Below are 24,038 nucleotides of genomic sequence, written 5' to 3'. Positions count from 1 at the left end.
GGGGGCGGGCGTGCTCGCCCCTTATTTGATCAAGGAATTGCCCCATGGCCTGGATGCCACCGCTGCACCTCCTGCTGTCTCCGATCACCGCCGACACCGGCGCGACGATCCAGCAGGTGCAACTCAAGCCGCTGTACTACGCCGCGCAAAAAGCCGCGCTGGCCCGGGCCGGTGACGACGAGGACGATCAGTTTTTCGAACTGGCGAAACTCGCCACCGGCCTGTCGGAAAAAGAGCTCGACCAGCTCAAGCGCCCGGACTACGTGACCATCGCCCAATACGTACATGAGATGTCGACGCGCCCTGCGTCGTTTTTCCGCGGTGAGGCTGAGGAATCGGCCTACGACCAGCCGGTCCGATTGCTGCTGCCCCTCGAGGCCGCGGGTCGCAGCCTCACCAATCTGCCCCTGGAAATGCCCGCCCTGCGCGCCACCAAGGTGATGAAAAAACTTCCCACCAACAAAGAGCGCGCCGAGTTCATCACTGCTCACTGCACTGGCCTGATGATCCCCGATCTTGCCGGCCTGACTGTGCCCGATTGGACGGAACTGCAGGAGCGTATCGACGATTTTTTAAATCAACCGGCGGACTTCTTTCGGAGCGCGACATCGAAGTGATCCTCGATGTGGTGCCGCTGATTTATTCGGTCAATGAGGCGGAGATTCTTGACTGGGACGCCGGCAAAGCATTGCGCCGCTACGACATTGCGATCACTCGCCTTGGCGTTAAACAGGAGTAAGCGGGATGCAGGAGACTCAATTTGAAACGAGGCTCGTCCAGGAAGACAAACGCTGGCTGTTCGGCGAAGCGGACCTTGGCAATGTGCTCACGCCGTTCACCGCAGGGCTTGCCACGCCAGTGCGTCTGGATGCTGCGCCGCAACTACAGCCGCAGGCGGAACTCACTTCGGCGCTGATCAGCGTCAGTGTGGATGTCAACGCCTTGATGCTTGAGCAAGTGCGGCTGCGCGAGACACTGGAAACACTCAACAGTACGCTGTTCATTAACGGTCATTCGCTGGCAATCAAGACGGTTGACGTCGCTGCCGGCGCCGCGGAAGGCGGGCAGAAAGAACCGACGCCGCCGAACGATTCCTGGGTGGACAAGGGCCTCAAGGCGGGGACGGACCTGGCGAAAGATCTGGGTTCAAGCGTGTGGGATACGGTCAAGACGCGAGTGGCTGGCAATGTGGTCGATGTGACGCTTGGCAAGCTTCCAGGTGTCGGCAAACTTTTCAAGGATGGGGGGGTTGATAAGGACAAGGATAAGGACAAGCAATGCTGCCCCGGCACAACGTCCCTCGGTGCTGCCAGCCTTATTGATCCGGCGTCGGCACGATTACCCGGGGGCATTGGCGAGACGGTCCGGGAAAAAAACAAAGCGCGCCCCTCTAGCAGTAGGAAAAAGCGTCGCGCAAACGTTCCCAAGCCCGTCGATGCGATACCCGGTTCGTCGAAGCTAACACTCGACAACAAGGTGGTGGTCCCCGGCAAATCGGTGGACCTCAAGCCGCCAGTTGTCGCGCCACCTCTCAATGCCATGGGCCAACCACTTATCCCATTTGACATCAAGCAGGCGGGCCAGGCTTCGGTCCACTTGCCCGGTAACTCGTTGGCCTCCTCCGCGGCACCGCCCGCAACCGGGCCTGCGGCTCGTGGAGCAGGCAAGGGCCTGGCGGCGAACTTGTCTGGAACGCTTGCCAGGTTGGAGTCATCGACCATCCGCCGCCTCGGCCCGATGAAGTATGTCGACACCGCTGTGGACGTGGTCCAAGGCGTGCGCAATGGTGACGCAAACGCTATCGGTACTGGCCTTAGCACCGCTGGCGGCGCTTGGGCAGGCGCCTCCGCGGGGGCGGCAATCGGTACGCTGATTTTTCCTGGCGTCGGCACCGCAGTCGGTGGTGCCATCGGCGGTTTGCTCGGCAGCGAGGCAGGCAGTTGGCTCGGTGACAAACTGTTCGGCTCAACGGATCGCCTGCCTGCGCCCAATGCGGTGAGCAAGGAACTCAACAGTGCACGCACGGACAACGTGCAAGTGACCCTCGCCCCGAGCATCCAGATCACCGGTGTAAACCCCGCCGATGCCCAGCAGGTCGTCAACCAGGTGATCCAGGCGCTGCAGTTTCAGTGTCTGCCGATGCTCACCGACACCCTGGGCATCCGACGCAACGCGGCACTGGCCGATCCTCCAGGAGGTGATTGATGCGACAACAAATGGTACTCGGCGACTTTATTTTCGGCTTGTCTCGAGGATTCGCCTATTCCTCGTTGGTCCGTGCCAGCGATGGCGGCTGGAGTGACCTGGCGATTATTGCCAGCAAGTCGCAGTCGCGGCAGAGCGGTCAGAAGCTGGAAAAACTCACATTCGGCGGCACGGCCATGTACGGCGTAGGCATGCAGCGCCTGGACCAATTGCGCGCGCTGCAAAATGCGCGGGCGCCGTTGCCCCTGGTTGACGGCATCGGTCGTAACTGGGGCTTGTGGCGGATCAATTCGATTGTGGAAACCCAGAGCAATGTCATCGATGACGGCACCGCCATGGTCATGGCCTGGACGCTGGAGTTGGAGGAGTTCGCCAATGCGTAGAGTACGAAGTATTGCCGGTGATTCGGTCAACCTGTTGCTTTATCGGGAGGTGGGCCGTTGCGACGACACGGCGGAAGAAACCCTCTGGCGCCTGAACCCCGAGCTTGCCGAATATGGCCCGGTGCTGCCGGCCGGCGTGTGGGTGATCGTACCTGAACTGCACGCTCGGCCCGGAGCTGTGCGACCCGTTTTGGCCTGGGATTAAGGAGGCTGCATGGCACAGGGATTTACGCCTATCGTGGAGTTTTATGGCGCCAACGCGGCGCTGCTCAATCAACGCTTGATGCACTGGAGCCACACCGACGCCGCGGGCATTGAGACCGACCGGCTGGAGCTGACCCTGAATATCGAGGGCCTGGACGGCCTGCCCACGCTGAACGGCAAGATCGGCTTGCGTGCCGGTTACCTGGAATCGGGGTTGGTGGAAAAGGGCGAGTTTGTCGTCACCCAACGCACACCGGTGCTGTTTCCCATGCGCTTGATGATCGTGGCCACCGCGGCGCCCTTCAGCGTGGTCGATGCAACGGGTTACCGCCAGCGTCGATCCGCCAGCTACGGTCCGACCACCCTGGGCGCGCTGTTTCGCCAACTGGTCAGTCGTCACGGCTATTCACCGCGAGTGGCACCGGCGCTGGAGGGGATTGCGATCGCGCACATTGACCAATCCAACGAAAGTGACATGGCGTTCATTTCGCGCCTTGCCCGACTTTATAGTGCAGTCACCAAACCGTTCAACGAACTCTATGTATTGGCCGAAGCCGGCCAAGTCAAGTCGCTCTCCGGCCAGCTGTTGCCGGAAGTGAAGCTGTCCGTGACGGATGACAATCGCCCCGGTGAACAAAGCTTTATCACCGCCAAGCTCGACGAAAAATCCCGCTCGAAATACCAAGGCTGCCGTACCAGTTGGTGGGATGCCTCCGCCGGCAAGCAGCGCGTCGTCCAGGTGGGGAATGCGCCGTTCAAGACCTTGCGCCAACGCTGCCAGAACGAAGCCGAAGCCCGCGCTGTTGCCGAAGGTGAGCTACGCCGTGTGGGGCGTGAAAATTTGAAGTTGCTGATCGATTGCCCGGGCAATCCATTGTTGGCGGCGGAAGGGTTGTTAGTGCTGGATGAGAGCTGGCCGTCCTATATGCAGGGGCGCTGGTCGATAAAGCAGGTGGTTCATGTCGGCGATCCGGTGACGGGATACCGCAGTTCGATCACGGCGGGTGGGTTGTCGATATAGCTACTTTTCGAGAGTAAAACCAATGGTGATAACACTCCCCCAACTGCTTGGCGTCATGCCGGATGCCCGCCTTAGAGCGGGCGTTTTTTTAATGCCCTTGAATGCGGCGTTCGTTCGCTTCGAGATTAACCGTGCCAGGCGCATTGCCGCCTTCCTCGCCCAGATCGGCCACGAATCCGGTGAGCTGCGTTACGTGCGCGAACTGGGCAGCGATCACTACCTGGGCAAATACGACACCGGCAGCCTGGCCGCACGCCTGGGCAATAGCCCCGAAGCGGATGGCGACGGCCAGTTGTACCGGGGCCGAGGACTGATCCAGATCACCGGTCGGCGCAATTACCTGGCATGCAGCCAGGCGCTGTTTGGTGATGACCGTCTGTTACGGGAGCCGATGTTGCTGGAGCAACCGCAATGGGCGGTTGAGTCGGCCGCCTGGTTCTGGCAGGTCAATGGCCTGAATGAGCTGGCCGACAAGGACCAGTTCACCAGCATTACACGGCGTATCAATGGCGGGCTGAATGGGCTGGAGGATCGCTTGCGGCTGTGGGCGCGGGCGAAGGCGGTGTTATGCGTTTCCTAGGGGCCTACCAACTGATCGGTGCTTGCCTGTTGGTGGCGGTGACCTGGCAGGTCCAGGCCTGGCGCTTGGGGGGACAGCTTGAGCGCCAGGCTTCTGCCCATGCACAGGCGTTCAGCCAGCAACGCCAGGCGGCCTTGCATCAACAACAGGCTGAACAAGACAAACGACTGGCCCTGGAGCAACAGCTCAGTGCCAGCGACCAACATCATGCCCGGGAATTGCGCGATGCCCAACATAACCAGGCTGCTCTGCGCGACCGTCTGGCCACTGCTGATGTGCGGTTGTCAGTCCTTCTCGACGCCACCGAACCTGCCCGTGGCTGTGCAATGCCAACCGCCACCGCCACCACAGGCCTGGTTCATGCAGCCGCACGAGCCCGACTTGACCCGGCGCATGCTCAGCGAATTATCGGCATCACCGATGCCGGCGACCAGGGACTGATCGCGCTGCGCGCTTGCCAGGCATATGTGCGCGCTGTCGCCCGCTGATCTCTTGTTCCAGCCTGTCGCTTGCATGAGCGATTTGCTCCTGTAGGGTAGGCAAACCCCCGCCCACTTCTGGAGACCGTCGTGAAGGAAATCACTCAACTTGCCGCTGACCTGGGCCGCCGCCTGCAGGTGCTCAATGCCCACGTCACCACCGCGGAATCCTGTACCGGTGGCGGTATCGCCGAGGCCATTACGCGGATCCCGGGGAGTTCGGCCTGGTTCGAGGCGGGGTATGTCACCTATTCCAATCGGCAGAAGACCCGGCAGCTGAATGTGCCGGAAACCTTGTTTCCAAAGGTTGGGGCGGTCAGCCAGGAAGTGGTGGAGGCCATGGTGCGCGGCGCCCAGGAGAAAAGCCTGGCGCGCTTTGCCGTGGCGGTCAGCGGTGTGGCGGGGCCCGATGGTGGTTCGGTGGACAAGCCGGTGGGCACCGTGTGGCTGGCCTTTGGCGTTGGCGAGGAGGTCACGGCCGAGCTTCAGCACTTCCCTGGCAACCGCGACGAGGTCCGCCGACAAACGGTGAAGGCCGCGCTGGAGGGCTTGTTGCGACGAGCTGCAGCAGAAATAGAAAATCAGGGGTAGGCGATCTCCGATCTTTGTGGAACAATACTGTCTACTTATACAGGTGTTGGCCGTCAGGCCTTATTGATTACGTGAGGACTTTAATGGACGACAACAAGAAGAAAGCCTTGGCTGCGGCCCTGGGTCAGATCGAACGTCAATTCGGCAAGGGTGCCGTAATGCGTATGGGCGATCACGACCGTCAGGCGATCCCGGCTATTTCCACTGGCTCTCTGGGTCTGGACATCGCGCTCGGCATTGGCGGCCTGCCAAAAGGCCGTATCGTTGAAATCTACGGTCCTGAATCTTCCGGTAAAACCACCCTGACCCTGTCGGTGATTGCCCAGGCGCAAAAAATGGGCGCTACGTGCGCGTTCGTCGACGCCGAGCACGCCCTGGATCCTGAATACGCCGGCAAGCTGGGCGTCAACGTTGACGACCTGCTGGTGTCCCAGCCGGACACCGGTGAGCAAGCCCTGGAAATCACCGACATGCTGGTGCGCTCCAACGCCATCGACGTGATCGTGGTCGACTCCGTTGCAGCCCTGGTACCCAAGGCTGAAATCGAAGGCGAAATGGGCGACATGCACGTGGGCCTGCAAGCCCGCCTGATGTCCCAGGCGCTGCGTAAAATCACCGGTAACATCAAGAACGCCAACTGCCTGGTGATCTTCATCAACCAGATCCGCATGAAGATCGGCGTGATGTTCGGTAGCCCGGAAACCACCACCGGTGGTAACGCGCTGAAGTTCTACGCGTCGGTCCGCCTGGACATCCGCCGTACCGGCGCGGTGAAAGAGGGTGACGAGGTGGTCGGTAGCGAAACCCGCGTCAAGGTCGTGAAAAATAAAGTGGCTCCGCCTTTCCGCCAGGCTGAATTCCAGATTCTCTACGGCAAGGGTATCTACCTGAACGGCGAGATGATCGACCTGGGCGTGCTGCACGGCTTCGTTGAAAAATCCGGTGCCTGGTATGCCTACAATGGCAGCAAGATCGGTCAGGGCAAGGCCAACTCGGCCAAGTTCCTGGCGGACAACCCGGATATCGCTGCCACGCTTGAGAAGCAGATCCGCGACAAACTGCTGACCGCAGCACCAGACGTGAAAGCTGCCGCCAACCGCGAGCCGGTTGAAGAAGTAGAAGAAGCCGATACTGACATCTGAAATAAACGATGACCGTTGTACTGGATACACTCGTCGCCGTTCGGCGTACCGCAATGGACCTGCTCGCTCGCCGCGAGCATGGTCGAGTCGAGCTGACGCGTAAGCTGCGTCAACGCGGCGCGGAACCTGAGATGATCGAAACCGCCCTTGACCGTTTGACGGAAGAGGGGCTGCTTTCGGAAGCCCGTTATCTCGAAAGTTTTGTCTCCTACCGAGCCCGGTCCGGCTATGGCCCGGCGCGTATTCGCGAAGAGCTGAGCCAGCGCGGTTTACAGCGCGCCGATATCGACCTTGCCTTGCGTGAGTGCGGTATCAGTTGGCAGGCGCAACTGGAAGACACCTGGCGCCGCAAATTCTCGGGTCATCTCCCCATTGATGCCAGGGAACGCGCCAAGCAGGGGCGTTTCTTGAGTTATCGCGGTTTTTCGATGGAAATGATCAGCCGCTTATTAAGTGGCCGAGACATGGATGACTGAACACCTTGTTGTGCGGTGAACGGCCTTGTTGTGTGGTGAATAGGCTTGTTGTTTGTTGAATGGGCTTGTTGTGTGGTGAATGGGCTTGTTGTGGTGAGCGGGCTTGTTTGTGGTGAGCGGGCTTGCCCCGCGCTGGGCTGCGAAGCAGCCCCAATGGCCTCCCCTTCGATCTAAACCTGAAACACCAAACCTGAAGCCCCCAAAAAAAGGCCCGCTATGAAAATAGCGGGCCTTTTTGCGTTTCTGGATCCTGCGTTTCTGGATTTCACGCCGGCTGCGGCGCTACCCGATGTTGCGTCTTCCCCTGAGCCTGCGCCCAGTTCTCCGGCAAGTTGATGTAATCCACCAGCTCCCGTAACCGGCCCTGGTCGCGGCCATTGAAGTTGAACACCAACCGCGTCAAATGGCTGAACTTCGGCTCATCATGCTCCTCACCGGTATAGGCCAGTTGCTGGAATTCTCCGCTCAATCGCAGGCTGGCAAACTCACTCTGCAAATGAGCCAGCGCTCGATCGCTGAGCGGGTGGTTCATGCGCACCACAAACTCACGTTTCAACCAGCGCGTGGAATGGAAGTTGGCATAGAACTGATTGATCTCTTCCACTGCCTCTTCAGCGCTGTACACCAGGCGTACCAGCTTGAGGTCGGTGGGCAGGATGTAGCGATTGGCTTCCAGCTGGCTACGGATAAAGTCCAGGGCGCCTTGCCAGAAACCGCCACCGGGCGCATCCAGCAACACTACCGGCACCAGCGGGCTTTTGCCGGTCTGGATCAGGGTCAATACTTCCAGGGCTTCATCCAGGGTGCCGAAACCACCCGGGCACAATACCAGCGCATCGGCTTCCTTGACGAAGAATAGCTTGCGGGTAAAGAAGAAGTGGAAGGACAGCAGGTTCTCGGTGCCATCGATGGTCGGGTTGGCATGCTGTTCAAACGGCAGGGTGATATTGAACCCCAGGCTGTGTTCCAGGCCTGCCCCTTCGTGGGCCGCTGCCATGATGCCGCCGCCGCCACCGGTGATTACCATCAGGTCCGAACGGGCCAGTGCGGCACCCACCTCGCGGGCCAAGGCGTACAGTGGGCTTTCCACCGGGGTGCGTGCCGAGCCGAACACCGTGACCTTGCGGCGCCCCTTGAACTGTTCGAGTACGCGGAAGGCGTGGTCCAGTTCGCGAATGGCTTGCAAGGTGATCTTGGCGTTCCAGCGGTTGCGGTCGTCCTGGGCCATGCGCAGCACGGTCAGGATCATGTCGCGATACAAGGGGATATTCGGGCTGTTGGGGGCGATCTGCTGGAGCTGAGCTTCAACCTGTTGCGTAAGGTCGGCCCCGTTTTCTTCAAAATGCCGGAGCAGGTGGTCATTCGGTTCGTAAGGCATTCAACTTCTCCTTCTTCACAGAGGCTGGGCCAGCGGCGAGAGATTCGTCCGGGGGCCACGACACTGCATGTGTCGCTGCATACCCAAGGCATTGCACGTGTTCGCCAGGCAGCAAACGGGCTCTGTATATTCCTTGTGATTTAAAAAACCTTTGCACTGCACGTCGCAGGAGGGCAACCCTCTTTTGCCCTGGAAATGTTACAGAACGGCGTGGAAGCCGTGATGAACGGGCGATCAGGATGACTTGATCATGGGCCGAAAAACCCTTGGCTGGCAACCGCTTATTGGTCACTCAGCAGGGAGTTTAGCCGCCTGCAGGGAAGTGAAGCAGGGGAGTGCGCGCTACTGGACAGCAGCGCGCGAAGGGCAAGCGAAGATTACTTTTTCTTCTTGGCGGCAGCTGGTGCCGGGCAATCCGCTTCCACGAATTTCACCGATGCCACAGGACGATTGGTCTTGTTCTCGGTGATTTCATAGCGCATCACTGCGCCCTTGGCCATCAGCTCGCGATAACCTTTGTTCAGGCACACGCTTTGCCCCAGCTGGAAATACACCGCCTTGGGGTTGGCGCGCATCTGTTCGGCGCGATCAGGCAATACGCTGAGGTGATCGATCAGTTGCATGCCCTCAACGGTGTAGGCCACTTCCAGGGTTTTTTCGTCGATTTCTCGCGGCAGGTCCTTGTTGCTTTCAGTCGCGACGCTTTGCAGCTTCCGGTTCATTTGGGCCTCCAGCAGCGAGGCCGCCTGGGCGCCCACGGGCAGTACCAGCGCAAGTGCGATGGATGGGGCGGCAAGACGCAGCATGGAACGCAGCATGAAACTCTCCTGATTCGGTTACTGGTGCATAGACCAGCCACTGCGCTGTGCGTTCAGTGGCGCGCAATTATAGGTGACCCCTTGCCACTACAGCCAGGCGTATCGCTGGTAAACTGCGGTCACTTCAGCCTTCCACGAGTTTTCTCCGTGTCGATCTACCCCTCTGTACGGCGCATCCGATGAGCCACGCCGTCTCTCGCCTGCGTACACAGCGCCTGGCACGCGCGATCAAGCCCTTCGTCAATCGAGGCTCCCGTGCCGAACGCTGCCCCGGCTGCCGGGTCATCCCCGAATACTGCCTGTGTGCCTGGCGCCCCCAGGTCGCGGCCAGGTCCGCCATGTGCCTGCTGATGCACGATGTCGAACCCATGAAACCCAGCAACACCGGCTGGCTGATCGCCGACGTGGTCGAGGACACCACGGCATTCGCCTGGTCGCGCACCGAAGTCGACCCGGAATTGCTCACCCTGCTCGCTGACCCGCAGTGGCAGCCCTACATCGTGTTCCCCGGCGAATTCGTGGCGCCCGAGCGTGTCGTCAGTACCGTGACGGTGGCAGAAGGCAGGCGCCCGCTGTTCATCCTGCTGGATGGCACCTGGAGCGAAGCGCGCAAGATGTTCCGCAAGAGTCCCTATCTGGAGCATCTGCCGGTATTGAGCCTGGCGCCTGAGCAGCTTTCGCGCTACAAACTGCGCCGCTCCAAGCGTGATGACCATTTCTGCACCGCCGAAGTCGCCGCCCTGTGCCTGGAGCTGGCCGAGGACGCCGCAGCAAGCGAAGTGCTGGACGCCTACCTCGACGTATTCAGCACCCATTACCTGGCCGCCAAGTTCCAGCTGCCACTGGACCCGACCGACAGCGTCCATACTCGTCTTGCACCCTATATATCCGTGCTATAGCCAGACGACGTTTGCATGATGGCACCGTAAACCTGCATGCCGCTAAAATGCCCATGGGCGTAGTGCTTGACCCCCCAGGCTGCGCTGGGCATGCTGAGCGCCGATTGGGGTGCAACCGTGAGTTTTCGACGTCGTTCCAAGTGCTTTTGACGTTGAACGTACCCTGTGGCGATGGCTGCCTGGCTGTCGCCTTGTGTATTGGTGAACCCCGAACCCATCGGGGCTGCCATAAAAAACAGGATCATTTAATCAATGGCCACATACGAAATCCTGATAGCCGATGACCACCCGCTGTTTCGCAGTGCGCTGCATCAGGCCGTGACCCTGGGCCTTGGCCCCGACGTGCGCCTGGTTGAAGTGGCCAGCATTGCCGAGCTGGAAACCCGCCTTACCGAAAAATCCGATTGGGACCTGGTGCTGCTCGACCTGAACATGCCCGGCGCCTACGGTTTCTCGGGGCTGGTGCTCCTGCGTGGGCAATACCCGCAGATCCCCGTGGTGATGGTCTCTGCCCAGGAAGACGCCGACGTGGTGGTGCGTTCCAAGGAGTTTGGCGCCAGCGGCTTCATTCCAAAGTCCAGCGCGATGGAAGATATTCAGAAGGCCGTGCGCGCAGTGTTGGACGGTGATGTGTCCTGGCCGCCGCAGGCATTCGAACACATCAACGTGTCCGACGAAGCCAAGGCCGCCCGTGATGGCTTGGCCAGCCTGACGCCCCAGCAGTTTCGAGTGCTGACCATGGTCTGCGAAGGTTTGCTGAACAAGCAGATCGCCTATGAGCTGAGTGTGTCGGAAGCGACCATCAAGGCGCATGTCACGGCAATTTTTCGCAAATTGGGGGTGCGTACGCGGACCCAGGCGGCGCTGCTCTTGCAACAACTTGAGTCAATTGCTCAGCATTAAGTTGTTATCGATTCACGCTTTTTTGACTTTGCGTGATCTAGTTTCCCCACTTCTTTGGTTCAGTTGCCTACGTCTATGTCGCCTTTCAAGGGTCAAACCGGTCTCAAACGTATCTTCAATGCAGGGGGCTATTCCCTGGATGGTCTGCGCGCGGCGTTCACCGGTGAGGCGGCGTTCCGTCAACTGGTCTTGTTGAACGTCATCCTGATCCCGCTGAGTTTTTTCCTGCACATCAGCCGTGTTGAGCGCGCGCTGCTGATTGCAGTGTGCCTGTTGGCCTTGATCGTTGAATTGCTCAATTCGGCGGTAGAAGCGGCGATCGACCGTATTTCCCTCGACCGCCACCCCTTGTCGAAAAACGCCAAGGACATGGGCAGCGCCGCGCAATTCGTGGCGTTGACCATGATCACCCTGGTGTGGGCCGTGATCCTGATCTGACGATCAGGCAATGCTCGGCAGCACGATCTCGTCGCTGCGCTGAACCCCGGCGGTGAAGGCGCGGCACAGCTCCAGGAACTCCCGCATCGCGGAGGTCTGGTATTTCTGTTTATGCCAAATGAAGTAGAACTGTCGGGCCAGGTCCAGGTCCGGGGTTTCTACGGGCACCAGGCTGCCACGGCGAAATGCATCGCGCAGCGCCAGCCGGGAAATACACCCGATGCCCAAACCCGATTCCACCGCCCGTTTGATCGCCTCGGTGTGCTCCAGCTCCAGGCGGATATTCAGCGCGCTGCGGTGATGGCGCATGGCCTGGTCAAAGGTCAGGCGCGTGCCGGAGCCTTGCTCCCGCAGGATCCAGGCCTCATGGGTCAACTCTTCCAGGGTGGCCACGCCGCGCTTGGCCAAGTGGTGCTGGGGCGCGCAAAACACCACCAGCTCATCTTCCACCCAAGTTTGCACCTCGATATCGGGGTGGCTGCAGTCGCCTTCGATTAGACCCAGGTCAATTTCGTAGTGCGCAACCTGGTGCACGATATTGGCAGTGTTCTGCACATGCAGCTTCACCTGGCTTTCGGGGTGCTGCTGCATGAAGCTGCCGATCAGCAGGGTGGCCAGGTAATTGCCAATGGTCAGGGTCGCGCCGACCGCCAGGGAGCCGAAGCCGGACTTACCGTTGAGCAGGTCTTCGATCTCCTTGGCCTGGTCCAACAGCGCCACCGCTTGAGGCAACAGCTGATGGCCCAAGGCGTTGAGACTCAGGCGCTTGCCGGCACGGTCGAATAATTGGCAGCTGGATTGACGCTCCAGCTCGGTAATCGAGGTGCTGGCGGCGGATTGAGATAAGGCCAGAAGGCCAGCAGCGCGAGAGACGCTTTCCTGCTGGGCGACGGCGACGAAGACTTGCAGTTGACGGAGAGTAAATCGCATATCGATATAACCGATAACCCTTATCTTAATAATCCAGTTAACAGATATTGTCGCCGCCATTAGAATGCTGTGCAATTGCGCACTTCATCTTTGGCGCAGACCCATTTCCAGGAGTCCCCCGTACATGAGCAACATGAACCACGAGCGTGTCCTCAGTGTTCATCACTGGAACGACACTCTGTTCAGCTTCAAGTGCACCCGCGATCCGGGCCTGCGCTTCGAGAACGGTCAGTTCGTGATGATCGGCCTGCAACAGCCCAACGGCCGCCCGCTCATGCGCGCTTACTCCATTGCCAGCCCGAACTGGGAAGAGCATCTGGAGTTCTTCAGCATCAAGGTGCCGGATGGCCCGCTGACTTCCCAATTGCAGCACTTGAAGGAAGGCGACGAGATCATCATCAGCAAAAAACCGACGGGCACCCTGGTGCTTGACGATTTGAAGCCGGGCAAACACCTCTATCTGCTCAGCACCGGTACTGGCCTTGCTCCGTTCATGAGCGTGATCCAGGACCCGGAAACCTACGAGCGCTTTGAAAAAGTGATCCTGTGCCACGGCGTGCGCTACGTCAACGAAGTCGCCTACCGCGAATTCATCACCGAGCACCTGCCGCAGAACGAATTCTTCGGCGAGGCCCTGCGTGAGAAGTTGATCTACTACCCGACCGTGACCCGCGAGCCGTTCGAAAACGAAGGCCGCCTGACCGACCTGATGCGCAGCGGCAAGCTGTTCAGCGACATCGGTCTGCCACCGATCAACCCCGAGGACGACCGCGCCATGTTGTGCGGCAGCCCAAGCATGTTGGACGAGACCAGCGAAGTGCTGAACAGCTTCGGCCTGAAAGTTTCGCCACGCATGCGTGAGCCGGGTGATTACTTGATCGAGCGCGCGTTCGTCGAGAAATAACTGCGGTAAAAAAATGTGGGAGGGGGGCTTGCTCCCGATGGCGGTGGATCAGTCGATATACACGTTGACTGATCCACTGCCATCGGGAGCAAGCCCCCTCCCACATTGGGTTTCCGGTTTATCCCGCCGGCACCACTTCCAGCACACAAATCATCCCGGCCTCTGGATAGTGCCAGCGCACATCCACATCCCAGAACTGCGCCCCGTATTCGCGTTCAGGCCCTGGCGTCTGGTAGGCCGGGCGTGGATCCTGTGCCAGACACTGATCGATCAACTCCACCAACGGCTCCCCAAGGCGCTGGGCATGGCCTTGTGCCTGCTGCAGTGCGCTCTTCAGCCACTGCACTGGAATCAGCTGCGGCGTACCACTGGCGATGCTGTTGGTGGCCGTGTCGATGATGTCGGCGTAGGGCACATACGGTTTGATATCCAATACCGGGGTGCCATCGAGCAAATCGATTCCGGAAATCCATAGCCGGCCCGGCTCGACCTTGTCCAGCTTGACCACTGACTGGCCAATCCCGTTGGGCCGATGAGTCGCGCGGGTCGCAAACACCCCCATGGACGTGTTGCCACCCAGGCGGGGCGGGCGCACTTTCAGGCGGGGCTTGTCTTCCAGGGCCTGGTGGAACAGAAACAACAGCCACACGTGGCTGACCTGCTCCAGGCCCTGTACCGCCTCGCCCTGGTCGAACGGCGCCACCAACTCCAGCACGCCCCGCGCGGCAGGCGCCAGTTGCGGTTGGCGCGGGATGGCGAACTTCTCCTTGAAGCAGGAGCGTACGAAACCGACCGGCGAGACCTGGTAACCCATGGCTTACGTGCGAACCCGCAGCGTCAGGCCCTTGAGGAAGTTGCGCAGCAACTGGTCACCACAGGTGCGGTAGTTGGTGTGGCCGAACTTGCGGAACAGCGCGCTCAGCTCAGGCTTGGACACCGGGAATTCGGCAGCCTTGAGGATGGCGTGCATGTCGTCCTCCTTCAGTTCGAAGGCCACACGCAGTTTCTTGAGGATGATGTTGTTGGTCACCGGGGTTTCGATCGGCTGCGGCGGACGGCTTTCGTCCTTGCCGCGCTTGAAAATCACCAGGCCATCGAGGAAGTGGGCCATGACCTCATCCGGACAGAACACAAAGCCTTCTTCCTCGTCTTTCTTGAGGTAGGTCAGCAGGTCTTCCTTGGTCACGTCCATGCCGCCGAGCTTGATAAGCTCGACCATCTTGTTGTCGCTGATGTCGAGCATGTAGCGCACGCTGCGCAGTACGTCGTTGTGAATCATGGTGGGCAATCCTGGTTTTCAACGGTGGGCACCGCCGAGTGGGGCGGTGCCTGGAAAGGGGGAGGCTGTTTAGAACTTTTCTTTGCCGGACAGATAACGCCATTGGCCAACCGGCACTTTGCCGATGGACACGCCGCCAATGCGAATGCGGCGGATCGCGACAACTTTCAGGCCAACGGCTTCGCAGAACAGGGCGATCACGCCTGGTTGCGGGTTTTTCATCGCAAATCGCAGGCGGTTTTCGTTCTGCCAGCTGGCTTTTACGGCTGGCAGCTCTTTGCCTTTGTAGGTCAGGCCGTGGTTCAGGCGGTTGAGGCCGTGGGCAACCATGTCGCCTTCAACCTCCACCACGTATTCCTGCTCGATCTTGGCGGCATCGGCGGTCAACTTGCGCAGGATCTTCCAGTCCTGGGTAAACACCAGCAGGCCGCTGGCCTTGGCTTGCAGGTCGGCGCTGGCGGTCAGGCGCAGGAAGTGGCCCTTGAGCGGACGCTTGCTGAAGCGGTGTTCTTCGGACAGGGTTTCGGCGCTGATCGAGGCCATTGCCGTCTCGGCATCGACACCGGCCGGGGCGTGGAACAGGATGGTCACCGGCTCTGGCGCGGTGGCCTTGGCCTCCGGGTCCAGTTCGACCTTCTGGGTGGTGATCTTGAATTGCGGCTCGTCGATCACTTCACCGTCCACCGAGACCCAGCCGCCTTCGATAAACAGCTCAGCCTCCCGACGGGAGCAACCGACCAGTTCGATAAGGCGTTTGGAGAGGCGTATGGGGTCAGTCATGACAAGGGCCGTAACAAAAGGGGGCGGCTATTGTACCTGTGTGGGCGCGGTTAATCCCGGCCCCATTTCATTTAGCCCTGACGGGCGCTTTGTTGTTGCTGGCGCAGGCGCAGGTGCAGCAACGGATAGGGCTGCCCCAGGCCGTCATGTTCGGTGCGTCCGACCACTTCGAAACCCTGCTTGAAATAGAACCCCAAGGCTTGGGGATTCTGCTCGTTGACGTCGAGTTCATCGGCGTTCATGCGCTCGATTGCATAACGCAGCAACTGCCGGCCTAGGCCTTGCCCGCGGTATTGCGGGTCGATAAACAGCATCTCCACCTTACCGCACGCCACTCCGGCAAACCCGGTAATACGCTGGCGTGTGTCTTTGGTGCAGATCAGCATCACCGAATCCAGGTAGCGGGTCAGCAGCAGGTTTTTCAGCAATACGATGTAACTGTCCGGCAAAAAATCATGGGTGGCCCGCACCGAGGCCTCCCAGATGCGCGCCAGCTCTGCGTAGTCGCTGGCTTTAGGTGTGTGGATAACCGAATGCTGACGCATGCCCGCTGCCCCTTGCGATGATGGGTGCTGATGGGCAAAAGATAGACCTAAAAAAGCCCCGCATCTTGTCCAGAGGCAGGGCTTTTCAAGTTTTTTCGATCAGTCGCGCTTTTCAGCCCACAGATCGTACTCATCGGCGTCGGTCACCGTGCACCAGACCTTGTCACCTGGCTTCAAGCCGCTGGCATCGTCGATAAACACGTTACCGTCGATTTCCGGTGCATCGAAGAAGCAACGGCCGACTGCGCCTTGCTCGTCGACTTCATCGATCAGCACTTCGATTTCCTTGCCGATACGCAGTTGCAGGCGCGCCGAGCTGATTGCCTGTTGGTGCGCCATGAAGCGCTCCCAACGGTCCTGCTTGACGTCATCCGGGACCACGGCCAGGTCCAGCAGGTTGGCCGGGGCACCTTCCACGGGCGAGTACTGGAAGCAGCCCACACGGTCCAGTTGCGCTTCGGTCAGCCAGTCCAGCAGGTACTGGAAGTCTTCTTCGGTTTCGCCGGGGAAGCCGACGATGAAGGTCGAACGGATGATCAGCTCGGGGCAGATCTCGCGCCAGTTCTTGATGCGCGCCAGGGTCTTGTCTTCGAAGGCCGGGCGTTTCATGGCCTTGAGCACTTTCGGGCTGGCGTGCTGGAACGGGATGTCCAGGTACGGCAGGATCTTGCCGGCGGCCATCAACGGGATCAGCTCGTCCACGTGCGGGTACGGGTAGACGTAGTGCAGGCGCACCCACACGCCCAGGCTGCTGAGGGCTTCGCAGAGTTCGGTCATGCGGGTTTTCACCGGCGCGCCGTTCCAGAAGCCGGTGCGGTATTTCACGTCGACGCCGTAGGCGCTGGTGTCCTGGGAGATCACCAGCAGCTCCTTGACGCCGGATTTGACCAGGCGCTGGGCCTCGTCGAGTACGTCACCCACCGGACGGCTGACCAGCTTGCCGCGCATCGACGGGATGATGCAGAAGCTGCAGCTGTGGTTGCAGCCTTCGGAAATCTTCAGGTACGCATAGTGACGCGGGGTCAGCTTGATGCCTTGAGGCGGTACCAGGTCGATCAGCGGGTTGTGATCCTGGCGCGGCGGCACCACGTCGTGCACGGCATTGACCACCTGCTCGTACTGCTGCGGGCCGGTCACGGCCAGTACGCTGGGGTGCACGTTGCGGATATTGCCTTCTTCCACACCCATGCAGCCGGTCACGATGACCTTGCCGTTTTCCTTGATGGCTTCGCCGATCACTTCCAGGGACTCTGCCTTGGCCGAGTCGATAAAGCCGCAGGTGTTGACCACCACCACATCGGCGTCCTGGTAAGTGGACACCACGTCATAGCCTTCCATGCGCAGTTGCGTGAGGATGCGTTCGGAATCGACCAGAGCCTTCGGGCAACCCAGGGAAACAAAGCCAACCTTGGGGTTGGCTTTTGCGATGGTGGTGGACATGTCTAACCTCGGTATTGAATGACGCCGCCAGTCGGGCACGACAGGGCTGCGGACGGGCGCTTGCTGCGCCTCTGATCAAAAAGTGCGCAATTCTAGCGACGGGCAACGCTCTTGACCAGCTTTATGCAGGGAAATGCGACGAGTGCTGTGTTGGGTGAATCGCCCAGCCCTTACACGTTCTTAAGCCCGGACGTCCTGCTCTGTGCGGTGCGTTACAACTTTAGACATGCCCACACCTAACGCCTGAAGCACTTTCAGGAGAGTGGAAAGCTTTGGGTCGCCGCCGACGCCGAGGGACCTATAGAGATTTGCTCTATTGAGGCCCGTGTTCTGCGACAGACTGAGCATCCCGCCGCGAGCGTCCGCCACTCGACGGATAGCGACAAGGAACGCGTCTTCCCCACCCGCTTCATCGATTTCCTCAAGCGCGACAGATAGATATTCCAAGGCAAATGCTTCGTCGTCTCGGAGCATTTCAAGAACACTATCTTCATGAGAACGAGTACGAATGGTCATTTTTGCTGCACCTTGTAAGATTTCCAGAGGGCCTTGGCCTGATCAATGTCGTTCTGCTGCCTGACCTTTGAGCCGCCGCCCAACAGGAAAACAATTTTTCGATCCTGGATTGCGTAATACACACGAAACCCAGGCCCGAAGTCGAGTTTCATCTCAAAGACCCCGTCACCCACCGACTCGGTAACACCAAAGTGGCCAAGGGAAGCTCGATCCACTCTGGTGGTGATTCTTGCCTTTGAACGCGTGTCTTGCACGGTGTCCAGCCAAGCCTGGTAGATATCCACCCCGTTGACTGAAAGTACGTGTTTCACTTCGTACATGCGGAATGTACCTTAAAAGAGACAGGGCAATGATTGAGTTTTTATATCGACTACGCAGGTGATGCAGGCGCGCGATTTATTGATCAGGCAAGGTGGCCAAGGAGCTTGCGCATACACCGCTGAGGCTGCGCTACTGAGCCGGGCGGAAAATATACGGTTGGCCGTAAATGTGATCAATGCAGGCAAAAAGGCTCCAAAATGCCGCTTCATCTACGACTGACGGTGTAAATCGATACCCGAATCACTTGAGCAGGGAAATACGACGACCGCTGCGCTATGCTTCGCGCCGTTGCGCACGGGGAAAACCCTTGGGTCAATAAAACGTCTGTTACGAGAAGTAAAACAGCGCATGCTAGGGTCAGCTTAGACGCGCTGTTTATAAGAGACCTCAGGTCAAAGGGCAGGAGTGGTTGATGGGTCAGGCAAGTAGTCAGGCAGCAGGTGCCGAGCATTCCAACGCAAAGCCGATCGGCATGCTGGTGGCAGCGGTCGGGGTGGTTTACGGCGATATCGGTACCAGCCCGCTCTATACCCTCAAAGAGGTGTTCAACGGTGGTTATGGGGTGCAGGTCAACCATGACGGTGTGCTGGGGATCCTGGCGCTGATCTTCTGGTCGTTGATCTGGGTGGTGTCGATCAAGTACATGCTGTTCGTGCTGCGCGCCGATAACCAGGGCGAAGGTGGCATCATGGCCCTGACCGCGTTGGCGCGAAGGGCGGCGGGGGAGCGCAAGAAGTTGCGCAGTTTCCTCGTGGTGTGTGGCCTGTGCGGTGCGGCGTTGTTCTATGGCGACAGCATGATCACCCCGGCGATTTCGGTGCTGTCGGCCATTGAAGGCCTGGAACTGGCGTTCGACGGCTTGGAAAAATGGGTGGTGCCGATCGCCCTGGTGGTGCTGGTGGCGCTGTTCCTGATCCAGAAGCACGGTACCGACCGCATCGGCAAGCTGTTCGGGCCAGTGATGGTGACCTGGTTCCTGGTGCTGGGTGGCCTCGGCGTGTATGGCATTACCCTGCACCCTGAAGTGCTCAATGCCCTGAACCCGATGTGGGGCGTGCGTTTCTTCGAGGCCCACCCTGGCATTGGCGTGGCAATCCTCGGTGCGGTAGTGCTGGCGTTGACCGGTGCCGAGGCGCTGTATGCCGACATGGGTCACTTCGGCCGCAAGCCCATCGCCCGCGCCTGGTTCATCCTGGTGTTGCCGGCGCTGGTGCTCAACTATTTCGGCCAGGGCGCCATGCTGCTGGGCGACCCGGAAGCCGCACGCAACCCGTTCTACCTGCTGGCGCCAAGTTGGGCGCTGATCCCGCTGGTGGTGTTGTCCACCCTGGCCACGGTGATTGCGTCCCAGGCCGTGATTTCCGGTGCGTTTTCGTTGACGCGCCAGGCGATCCAGTTGGGTTATATCCCGCGTATGCATATCCAGCACACCTCAAGCGCCGAACAGGGCCAGATCTATATCGGTGCGGTGAACTGGTCGCTGATGGTCGGCGTGATCCTGCTGGTGCTGGGTTTCGAGTCCTCCAACGCACTGGCGTCGGCCTACGGCGTGGCGGTGACGGGGACCATGCTGATGACCACCATCCTGGTGTCGGCAGTCATGCTGTTGCTGTGGAAATGGCCACCGATTCTGGCCGTGCCGGTCCTGGTCTGCTGCCTGTTGGTGGACGGGCTGTACTTCGCGGCCAACGTGCCGAAGATCATCCAGGGCGGTGCCTTCCCGGTATTGGCGGGGATTGTGCTGTTCGTGCTGATGACCACCTGGAAGCGCGGCAAGCAATTGCTGGTGGACCGCCTCGACGAAGGTGGCCTGCCGTTGCCGATCTTCATCAGCAGCATCCGCGTGCAGCCGCCGCATCGCGTACAGGGCACGGCGGTGTTCCTTACCGCGCGCCCGGACGCCGTGCCCCATGCGCTGTTGCACAACCTGTTGCATAACCAGGTGCTGCATGAACAGGTGGTGTTGCTGACGGTGGTCTACGAAGACATCCCGCGTGTTCCGGCCTCACGGCGCTTCGAGGTGGATTCCTACGGCGAGGGGTTCTTTCGCGTGATCCTGCACTTCGGCTTTACCGATGAGCCGGACGTCCCCGAAGCGTTGAAGCTGTGCCATTTGGACGGCCTGGATTTCAGTCCGATGCGCACCACGTACTTCCTCAGCCGTGAAACCGTCATCGCCTCCCGCATCAAGGGCATGGCCCGTTGGCGCGAAGCGTTGTTTGCATTCATGCTCAAGAACGCCAACGGCAACCTGCGGTTCTTCAAGCTCCCGGTCAACCGAGTGATCGAATTGGGCACCCAGGTCGAAATGTAAGCCTGCGCGGTACGGGAGCCGGCAATCGGCTCCCGCTTTACGTCTGAACCCTGTGCAATCCACGGTTGTCGACTAGGCTCTAAGCACTGTTTGAATAGTGCCCACAGACCCCAGAAGAGGTGCGCCATGAGTCAGCTGCTCGAACCCTATACCCTGCGCCAATTGACCCTGCTCAACCGTATCGCGGTGTCGCCGATGTGTCAGTACTCAAGTGTCGATGGCCTGGCCAACGACTGGCACCTGGTCCACCTCGGCAGCCGCGCGGTCGGTGGCGCCGGGCTGATATTCACCGAAGCCACCGCCGTAACCGCCGATGGCCGCATCACGGCCGAAGACCTGGGCCTGTGGAACGACGAACAGATCGAACCCCTGCGGCGCATCACACGGTTTATCGCCGCCCAGGGCGCGGTGGCGGGCATCCAGCTGGCCCATGCCGGGCGCAAGGCCAGCACCCACCGCCCATGGATCGGCAAGCACGGCAGCGTCAAGCCGCAAGACGGTGGCTGGGTGCCGGTGGGGCCGTCGCCGATTGCCTTTGACCCGCAGCACACCCAACCCAAGCCTTTGGATGAGGCGCAGATCCAGCAAGTGATCGCCGACTTCGTCGCCGCCGCCAGGCGAGCCCTGACCGCCGGTTTTGAAGTGGTGGAGATCCACGCCGCCCATGGTTACCTGCTGCATCAATTCCTCTCGCCCATCAGCAACCAGCGGCAGGACCAATATGGCGGCTCCTTCGAGAACCGTATCCGCCTGGTGCTGCAAGTGACCGAGGCCGTGCGCGAGGTCTGGCCCCAGGAGCTGCCACTGTTCGTGCGGGTGTCGGCCACCGACTGGGTGGAAGATGGCTGGAACCCTGATGAAACCGTGGAACTCGCGCGTCGCCTCAAAGACCTGGGCGTGGACCTGATCGACGTGTCTTCCGGCGGCACTGCCGCTAACGCCGAAATCCCCACCGGCCCCGGTTACCAGACGCGCTTTGCCGAGCGTGTACGCAAGGAGTCGGGCATCGCCACCGGCACCGTCGGCATGATCACCGAACCGGCCCAGGCCGAGCACATCCTGCGTACCTGCCAGGCCGACATCATCTTCCTGGCCCGTGAACTGCTGCGTGACCCTTACTGGCCGTTGCATGCCGATGATGATCTGGGCGGGCGCAAGGCCATTTGGCCGGCTCAGTACCAACGAGCGACCCATCGGGACCAACCGATCCACGAGTCTGACTTGAGGGATTGATCCTGCGTCGGCGCCGTCGAAACCCACCTTGAACCGGTGGGTTTTTTTTGCCTGCTGCTGTGGGATGGGGTTGTAGGTATTTGTTACCGAAGTGATTTTTTAAGTGAATGCTCTAAAAAAATCCCACACGTAACGAGATTGTTTCTACGCTTAGGGTAGGACTGATTTCTGGCCCAGGAAGTCAGCCTGTTTGTTCACGGAGGCATTGCGCTCCCCGGGAAACGGTTTGTGGGCACAGGAGTTTTTGATCGATATCAGGAGAAACAGTCCATGGCCAAGTCCTATGGTGTAGCGGGTGCGGTGGTGTCTTTTTTTACCCGCAGGGTGTCCTTGCGTGGCCGCAGGTTGAGTTCGGACGAAGCCGAATTACTGGCGCAGTATCGCGCCCTGACCGAAAACGATCAGGTGGCGATGCGCTATCTGATTGGAGCGATGAAGAGTGTGTCGCGGTTCTGATGGCGTGCGCGAGGATCGTTCCCACGCGCGTGGGAACGATCTGGATCAGGTGTACTTGCGCTGCTCCGGTGCCGGCGGGAAGTACTGATACAACCAGGTTTCACTCAGGGTGCGGTCCTGGGTGCGAATAAACAGCCGCAGTTCCACCGGCTCCACGCTGTCGCTGGTCGGGTACCAGTCGAACAGGATGCGGTAGCCCTTGATGTTGTCGAGCACCAGCACGCTGAAGTCTTTCACTTCGCCGTGGGAGCAGGTCACCACCGGCTCGATCCCGGTGCCGGCCGGCAAACGGTCCAGGCCGCCGCCCTTGAAGTCCACGGCAAACCGGCGCGCCCACACTGGCGGGTAGTGCTCGCCCGGCGCCCAACCTTCGGTAAAGCCGCCCATGCCGGAACGGGTCGCGTCGACTTGCGCCAGCGGCGTGCTGACCGGGGGCAGGGCGCTCCAGTACAGCTTGTAGCCATAGTTGAGTGAGTCGCCGGCCGCCACCGGCTTTTTCGGGGTCCAGAAGGCCACGATGTTGTCCAGGGTCTCGCCGGTGGTGGGGATTTCCAACAGGTCGATCGAGCCTTCGCCCCAGGCGGTGGTCGGTTCGACCCACAGGCTTGGACGCTTGCTGTACCAGTCGACGGTGTCCTGGTAGCTGGCGAACTCATGGTCGGTCTGCACCAGGCCGAAACCTTTCGGGTCGGTGTCGGCGAACGCATTGAACTGCAGCTTGGCCGGGTTATTCAACGGGCGGCAAATCCACTCGCCATTACCTCGCCACATCGCCAGGCGGTCCGAATCGTGGATCTGTGGGTGGATGGTGTCGCACATGCGGCGTTCGTGGGTGCCGCAACTGAACATGCTGGTCATGGCGGCGATGCCCAACTGTTCGATGGCGGTGCGGGCATTGATGTTGGCGTCGATGGCCATCACCACTTGGTTGGCCTGGCAGTCGATATCGAAGCGGTAGGCGCCGGTGGCGCTCGGCGAGTCGAGCAGGGCGTAGACCACAAAGCGGGTCGCGTTCTTATCCGGGGTCTCGAACCAGAACTGCGTGAAGTCCGGGAACTCTTCGCGTTTTTTTGCGTAGGTATCAATCGCCAGGCCACGGGCGGAGAGGCCGTACTGGCCGGTAGAATCCACCGCGCGGAAGTAGCTGGCGCCGAGAAACGACAGCACGTCATGGCGATCCAGTTCCGGCGCCTTGAACAACTTGAAGCCGGAGAAACCCAGGTCGCCGGTCAGCTGTTTGGTGTCGACGGTGGTTTTTTCATAATTGAACAGTGAAGGGCGGAAATGCACTTCGCGGGCTTCACGGGTCTTGGGGTCGACGCTGTGCATGCGCACCGGTGTCTTGAAGCCCATGCCGACGTGGAAGAACTGCACGTCGAGCTGGCCGTTCAATTCCTTCCACAGCGAATGGTTGCCGTCGTAGCCGATGGCGTTGAAATTCTGCGGGGTCATGGTCGCCAGGGTAGGCGGCAGCACCTGTTTGGTGTCTTTATACGTGGTCCCGGCGAGCTGTTTGGCTTGGGCCTTGAGCGTTTCAAAATCGAACGCTACGGCCTTGCCATCGGCGGCACGGTTCCCGGCCCAGGCCTGCGCGGCAAGCAGGCCGCTGGCCGATAAACCGGTGTAGGCCGCAATGGCCATGGAGGCTTTGAGCAAATTCCTGCGGTGCATAGAGACAACCTGTCGTGAGCAAATCCCGCGCCGTTCCTGGCACGTGCTGGATCAGAAATTACGGTTCGGACATGCCTTCGGCCAAACGCAACGGACATTAAACAGACGCCGGATAGCTTAAGCGGTTCGATG

Annotated in this window: 29 protein-coding genes; 18 read left to right on the top strand and 11 right to left on the bottom strand. The window is 60.0% G+C overall.

The window, feature by feature from the left end:
* The first annotated feature begins 44 nt into the window (after positions 1 to 44).
* The 11 genes from FX984_RS24475 to recX all read left to right on the top strand — a co-directional run bounded on the left by FX984_RS24475 (position 45) and on the right by recX (position 7,081).
* Positions 45 to 617, top strand: a complete 573-nt coding sequence (locus FX984_RS24475; RefSeq protein ID WP_146475849.1) for a phage tail assembly protein — start codon at positions 45 to 47, stop codon at positions 615 to 617.
* A complete protein-coding gene (locus FX984_RS32980; RefSeq protein ID WP_017844653.1) occupies positions 614 to 739 on the top strand; it encodes a hypothetical protein in 126 nt (41 codons plus the stop codon). Before FX984_RS24475 ends, FX984_RS32980 begins: the two co-directional genes overlap by 4 nt.
* A gap of 5 nt (positions 740 to 744) precedes the next feature.
* Positions 745 to 2,205 (top strand): tail tape measure protein, encoded by a 1,461-nt coding sequence (locus FX984_RS24470; protein ID WP_146475847.1) that lies wholly within the window; start codon positions 745 to 747, stop codon positions 2,203 to 2,205.
* Entirely contained in the window at positions 2,205 to 2,588 is a 384-nt protein-coding gene (locus tag FX984_RS24465; RefSeq protein ID WP_027604556.1) for a phage tail protein, read from the top strand. The genes FX984_RS24470 and FX984_RS24465 overlap by 1 nt, the downstream gene beginning before the upstream one ends.
* Positions 2,581 to 2,793: a tail protein X gene (locus FX984_RS24460; protein WP_027604555.1), complete on the top strand. Its 213-nt coding sequence runs from the start codon at positions 2,581 to 2,583 to the stop codon at positions 2,791 to 2,793. Before FX984_RS24465 ends, FX984_RS24460 begins: the two co-directional genes overlap by 8 nt.
* A 9-nt stretch (positions 2,794 to 2,802) precedes the next feature.
* On the top strand, positions 2,803 to 3,813 hold the full coding sequence (locus FX984_RS24455) for a contractile injection system protein, VgrG/Pvc8 family (protein ID WP_146475845.1): 1,011 nt from the start codon (positions 2,803 to 2,805) through the stop codon (positions 3,811 to 3,813).
* A 22-nt stretch (positions 3,814 to 3,835) separates the two neighbouring features.
* Entirely contained in the window at positions 3,836 to 4,393 is a 558-nt protein-coding gene (locus FX984_RS24450) for a glycoside hydrolase family 19 protein (RefSeq protein ID WP_098480294.1), read from the top strand.
* Positions 4,381 to 4,881, top strand: coding sequence for a lysis system i-spanin subunit Rz (locus FX984_RS24445; RefSeq protein WP_092356380.1), 501 nt, complete (start codon positions 4,381 to 4,383; stop codon positions 4,879 to 4,881). Before FX984_RS24450 ends, FX984_RS24445 begins: the two co-directional genes overlap by 13 nt.
* A gap of 81 nt (positions 4,882 to 4,962) precedes the next feature.
* Complete coding sequence (locus tag FX984_RS24440; protein WP_027604550.1) at positions 4,963 to 5,463, top strand: CinA family protein; 501 nt, start codon at positions 4,963 to 4,965, stop codon at positions 5,461 to 5,463.
* An 83-nt stretch (positions 5,464 to 5,546) separates the two neighbouring features.
* On the top strand, positions 5,547 to 6,605 hold the full coding sequence (gene recA, locus FX984_RS24435; RefSeq protein ID WP_003189042.1) for a recombinase RecA: 1,059 nt from the start codon (positions 5,547 to 5,549) through the stop codon (positions 6,603 to 6,605).
* Between the two features lie 8 nt (positions 6,606 to 6,613).
* On the top strand, positions 6,614 to 7,081 hold the full coding sequence (gene recX, locus FX984_RS24430) for a recombination regulator RecX (protein ID WP_016977936.1): 468 nt from the start codon (positions 6,614 to 6,616) through the stop codon (positions 7,079 to 7,081).
* 265 nt (positions 7,082 to 7,346) lie between these two features.
* On the opposite strand, the gene FX984_RS24425 is transcribed toward recX, so the two are convergent.
* Positions 7,347 to 8,459 carry an LOG family protein gene (locus FX984_RS24425; RefSeq protein WP_146475843.1) on the bottom strand — a complete coding sequence of 371 codons (1,113 nt, stop codon included), beginning with the start codon at positions 8,457 to 8,459 and terminating at the stop codon, positions 7,347 to 7,349.
* A 377-nt stretch (positions 8,460 to 8,836) separates the two neighbouring features.
* Positions 8,837 to 9,277 carry a PA3611 family quorum-sensing-regulated virulence factor gene (locus FX984_RS24420; RefSeq protein WP_027604548.1) on the bottom strand — a complete coding sequence of 147 codons (441 nt, stop codon included), beginning with the start codon at positions 9,275 to 9,277 and terminating at the stop codon, positions 8,837 to 8,839.
* 179 nt (positions 9,278 to 9,456) lie between these two features.
* Here FX984_RS24420 and FX984_RS24415 point away from each other — a divergent pair, with 179 nt between their 5' ends.
* The 3 genes from FX984_RS24415 to FX984_RS24405 all read left to right on the top strand — a co-directional run bounded on the left by FX984_RS24415 (position 9,457) and on the right by FX984_RS24405 (position 11,517).
* On the top strand, positions 9,457 to 10,176 hold the full coding sequence (locus FX984_RS24415) for a tRNA-uridine aminocarboxypropyltransferase (protein WP_027604547.1): 720 nt from the start codon (positions 9,457 to 9,459) through the stop codon (positions 10,174 to 10,176).
* Positions 10,177 to 10,428: 252 nt separating this feature from the next.
* Positions 10,429 to 11,079, top strand: a complete 651-nt coding sequence (erdR, locus tag FX984_RS24410) for a response regulator transcription factor ErdR (RefSeq protein WP_027604545.1) — start codon at positions 10,429 to 10,431, stop codon at positions 11,077 to 11,079.
* Between the two features lie 75 nt (positions 11,080 to 11,154).
* Entirely contained in the window at positions 11,155 to 11,517 is a 363-nt protein-coding gene (locus FX984_RS24405; protein WP_027604544.1) for a diacylglycerol kinase, read from the top strand.
* A 3-nt stretch (positions 11,518 to 11,520) separates the two neighbouring features.
* Here FX984_RS24405 and FX984_RS24400 read toward each other — a convergent pair whose 3' ends face one another.
* Entirely contained in the window at positions 11,521 to 12,447 is a 927-nt protein-coding gene (locus FX984_RS24400; RefSeq protein ID WP_027604543.1) for a LysR family transcriptional regulator, read from the bottom strand.
* 124 nt (positions 12,448 to 12,571) lie between these two features.
* On the opposite strand from FX984_RS24400, the gene fpr reads away from it, so the two are divergent.
* The gene (gene fpr, locus FX984_RS24395; RefSeq protein ID WP_003172178.1) at positions 12,572 to 13,351 is read left to right on the top strand and encodes a ferredoxin-NADP reductase; all 780 of its coding nucleotides are present in this window, start codon (positions 12,572 to 12,574) and stop codon (positions 13,349 to 13,351) included.
* A 118-nt stretch (positions 13,352 to 13,469) separates the two neighbouring features.
* Here fpr and tsaA read toward each other — a convergent pair whose 3' ends face one another.
* The 7 genes from tsaA to FX984_RS24360 all read right to left on the bottom strand — a co-directional run bounded on the left by tsaA (position 13,470) and on the right by FX984_RS24360 (position 18,231).
* Complete coding sequence (gene tsaA, locus FX984_RS24390; RefSeq protein WP_092356388.1) at positions 13,470 to 14,165, bottom strand: tRNA (N6-threonylcarbamoyladenosine(37)-N6)-methyltransferase TrmO; 696 nt, start codon at positions 14,163 to 14,165, stop codon at positions 13,470 to 13,472.
* 3 nt (positions 14,166 to 14,168) lie between these two features.
* Complete coding sequence (locus tag FX984_RS24385) at positions 14,169 to 14,630, bottom strand: YehS family protein (RefSeq protein ID WP_027604540.1); 462 nt, start codon at positions 14,628 to 14,630, stop codon at positions 14,169 to 14,171.
* A gap of 69 nt (positions 14,631 to 14,699) precedes the next feature.
* Complete coding sequence (locus FX984_RS24380) at positions 14,700 to 15,410, bottom strand: rRNA pseudouridine synthase (RefSeq protein ID WP_092356391.1); 711 nt, start codon at positions 15,408 to 15,410, stop codon at positions 14,700 to 14,702.
* Between the two features lie 71 nt (positions 15,411 to 15,481).
* Positions 15,482 to 15,955: a GNAT family N-acetyltransferase gene (locus tag FX984_RS24375; protein WP_027604538.1), complete on the bottom strand. Its 474-nt coding sequence runs from the start codon at positions 15,953 to 15,955 to the stop codon at positions 15,482 to 15,484.
* Positions 15,956 to 16,054: 99 nt separating this feature from the next.
* Complete coding sequence (gene rimO / locus FX984_RS24370; RefSeq protein ID WP_005785474.1) at positions 16,055 to 17,395, bottom strand: 30S ribosomal protein S12 methylthiotransferase RimO; 1,341 nt, start codon at positions 17,393 to 17,395, stop codon at positions 16,055 to 16,057.
* 180 nt (positions 17,396 to 17,575) lie between these two features.
* Positions 17,576 to 17,911, bottom strand: a complete 336-nt coding sequence (locus tag FX984_RS24365; RefSeq protein WP_043293399.1) for an addiction module antidote protein — start codon at positions 17,909 to 17,911, stop codon at positions 17,576 to 17,578.
* The gene (locus FX984_RS24360) at positions 17,908 to 18,231 is read right to left on the bottom strand and encodes a type II toxin-antitoxin system RelE/ParE family toxin (protein ID WP_027604536.1); all 324 of its coding nucleotides are present in this window, start codon (positions 18,229 to 18,231) and stop codon (positions 17,908 to 17,910) included. Before FX984_RS24360 ends, FX984_RS24365 begins: the two co-directional genes overlap by 4 nt.
* A 413-nt stretch (positions 18,232 to 18,644) precedes the next feature.
* Between FX984_RS24360 and FX984_RS24355 the strand changes: the two genes are divergently transcribed.
* The 3 genes from FX984_RS24355 to FX984_RS24345 all read left to right on the top strand — a co-directional run bounded on the left by FX984_RS24355 (position 18,645) and on the right by FX984_RS24345 (position 22,235).
* Positions 18,645 to 20,546: a potassium transporter Kup gene (locus FX984_RS24355; protein ID WP_027604535.1), complete on the top strand. Its 1,902-nt coding sequence runs from the start codon at positions 18,645 to 18,647 to the stop codon at positions 20,544 to 20,546.
* Positions 20,547 to 20,672: 126 nt separating this feature from the next.
* The gene (locus FX984_RS24350; RefSeq protein WP_027604534.1) at positions 20,673 to 21,779 is read left to right on the top strand and encodes an NADH:flavin oxidoreductase/NADH oxidase; all 1,107 of its coding nucleotides are present in this window, start codon (positions 20,673 to 20,675) and stop codon (positions 21,777 to 21,779) included.
* A 270-nt stretch (positions 21,780 to 22,049) separates the two neighbouring features.
* The gene (locus FX984_RS24345; RefSeq protein ID WP_027604533.1) at positions 22,050 to 22,235 is read left to right on the top strand and encodes a hypothetical protein; all 186 of its coding nucleotides are present in this window, start codon (positions 22,050 to 22,052) and stop codon (positions 22,233 to 22,235) included.
* Positions 22,236 to 22,280: 45 nt separating this feature from the next.
* Here the strand turns inward: FX984_RS24345 and FX984_RS24340 are convergent, their stop codons facing one another.
* Positions 22,281 to 23,906 (bottom strand): glucan biosynthesis protein D, encoded by a 1,626-nt coding sequence (locus FX984_RS24340; RefSeq protein ID WP_027604532.1) that lies wholly within the window; start codon positions 23,904 to 23,906, stop codon positions 22,281 to 22,283.
* Between the last annotated feature and the right edge of the window lie 132 nt (positions 23,907 to 24,038).

Origin of the sequence: Pseudomonas marginalis (assembly GCF_008692035.1) — a bacterium.
GTDB lineage: Bacteria > Pseudomonadota > Gammaproteobacteria > Pseudomonadales > Pseudomonadaceae > Aquipseudomonas > Aquipseudomonas marginalis.
The sequence above is the reverse complement of the archived record's forward strand: the minus strand, read 5'-3'. Positions and strand labels throughout refer to the sequence as shown.

Bases quoted from the DNA above. Each gene is read 5' to 3' on its own strand.
- erdR (WP_027604545.1), top strand. From the start codon at position 10,429: ATGGCCACATACGAAATCCTGATAGCCGATGACCACCCGCTGTTTCGC.
- FX984_RS24460 (WP_027604555.1), top strand. From the start codon at position 2,581: ATGCGTAGAGTACGAAGTATTGCCGGTGATTCGGTCAACCTGTTGCTT.
- FX984_RS24405 (WP_027604544.1), top strand. From the start codon at position 11,155: ATGTCGCCTTTCAAGGGTCAAACCGGTCTCAAACGTATCTTCAATGCA.
- FX984_RS24380 (WP_092356391.1), bottom strand. From the start codon at position 15,410: ATGACTGACCCCATACGCCTCTCCAAACGCCTTATCGAACTGGTCGGT.
- FX984_RS24400 (WP_027604543.1), bottom strand. From the start codon at position 12,447: ATGCGATTTACTCTCCGTCAACTGCAAGTCTTCGTCGCCGTCGCCCAG.
- FX984_RS24425 (WP_146475843.1), bottom strand. From the start codon at position 8,459: ATGCCTTACGAACCGAATGACCACCTGCTCCGGCATTTTGAAGAAAAC.
- FX984_RS24385 (WP_027604540.1), bottom strand. From the start codon at position 14,630: ATGATTCACAACGACGTACTGCGCAGCGTGCGCTACATGCTCGACATC.
- FX984_RS24415 (WP_027604547.1), top strand. From the start codon at position 9,457: ATGAGCCACGCCGTCTCTCGCCTGCGTACACAGCGCCTGGCACGCGCG.
- FX984_RS24355 (WP_027604535.1), top strand. From the start codon at position 18,645: ATGGGTCAGGCAAGTAGTCAGGCAGCAGGTGCCGAGCATTCCAACGCA.
- FX984_RS24445 (WP_092356380.1), top strand. From the start codon at position 4,381: ATGCGTTTCCTAGGGGCCTACCAACTGATCGGTGCTTGCCTGTTGGTG.
- recX (WP_016977936.1), top strand. From the start codon at position 6,614: ATGACCGTTGTACTGGATACACTCGTCGCCGTTCGGCGTACCGCAATG.
- rimO (WP_005785474.1), bottom strand. From the start codon at position 17,395: ATGTCCACCACCATCGCAAAAGCCAACCCCAAGGTTGGCTTTGTTTCC.
- FX984_RS24345 (WP_027604533.1), top strand. From the start codon at position 22,050: ATGGCCAAGTCCTATGGTGTAGCGGGTGCGGTGGTGTCTTTTTTTACC.
- FX984_RS24470 (WP_146475847.1), top strand. From the start codon at position 745: ATGCAGGAGACTCAATTTGAAACGAGGCTCGTCCAGGAAGACAAACGC.
- FX984_RS24350 (WP_027604534.1), top strand. From the start codon at position 20,673: ATGAGTCAGCTGCTCGAACCCTATACCCTGCGCCAATTGACCCTGCTC.
- FX984_RS24465 (WP_027604556.1), top strand. From the start codon at position 2,205: ATGCGACAACAAATGGTACTCGGCGACTTTATTTTCGGCTTGTCTCGA.
- FX984_RS24455 (WP_146475845.1), top strand. From the start codon at position 2,803: ATGGCACAGGGATTTACGCCTATCGTGGAGTTTTATGGCGCCAACGCG.
- FX984_RS24450 (WP_098480294.1), top strand. From the start codon at position 3,836: ATGGTGATAACACTCCCCCAACTGCTTGGCGTCATGCCGGATGCCCGC.
- FX984_RS24375 (WP_027604538.1), bottom strand. From the start codon at position 15,955: ATGCGTCAGCATTCGGTTATCCACACACCTAAAGCCAGCGACTACGCA.
- recA (WP_003189042.1), top strand. From the start codon at position 5,547: ATGGACGACAACAAGAAGAAAGCCTTGGCTGCGGCCCTGGGTCAGATC.
- FX984_RS24340 (WP_027604532.1), bottom strand. From the start codon at position 23,906: ATGCACCGCAGGAATTTGCTCAAAGCCTCCATGGCCATTGCGGCCTAC.
- FX984_RS24365 (WP_043293399.1), bottom strand. From the start codon at position 17,911: ATGACCATTCGTACTCGTTCTCATGAAGATAGTGTTCTTGAAATGCTC.
- fpr (WP_003172178.1), top strand. From the start codon at position 12,572: ATGAGCAACATGAACCACGAGCGTGTCCTCAGTGTTCATCACTGGAAC.
- FX984_RS24475 (WP_146475849.1), top strand. From the start codon at position 45: ATGGCCTGGATGCCACCGCTGCACCTCCTGCTGTCTCCGATCACCGCC.
- tsaA (WP_092356388.1), bottom strand. From the start codon at position 14,165: ATGGGTTACCAGGTCTCGCCGGTCGGTTTCGTACGCTCCTGCTTCAAG.
- FX984_RS24360 (WP_027604536.1), bottom strand. From the start codon at position 18,231: ATGTACGAAGTGAAACACGTACTTTCAGTCAACGGGGTGGATATCTAC.
- FX984_RS24420 (WP_027604548.1), bottom strand. From the start codon at position 9,277: ATGCTGCGTTCCATGCTGCGTCTTGCCGCCCCATCCATCGCACTTGCG.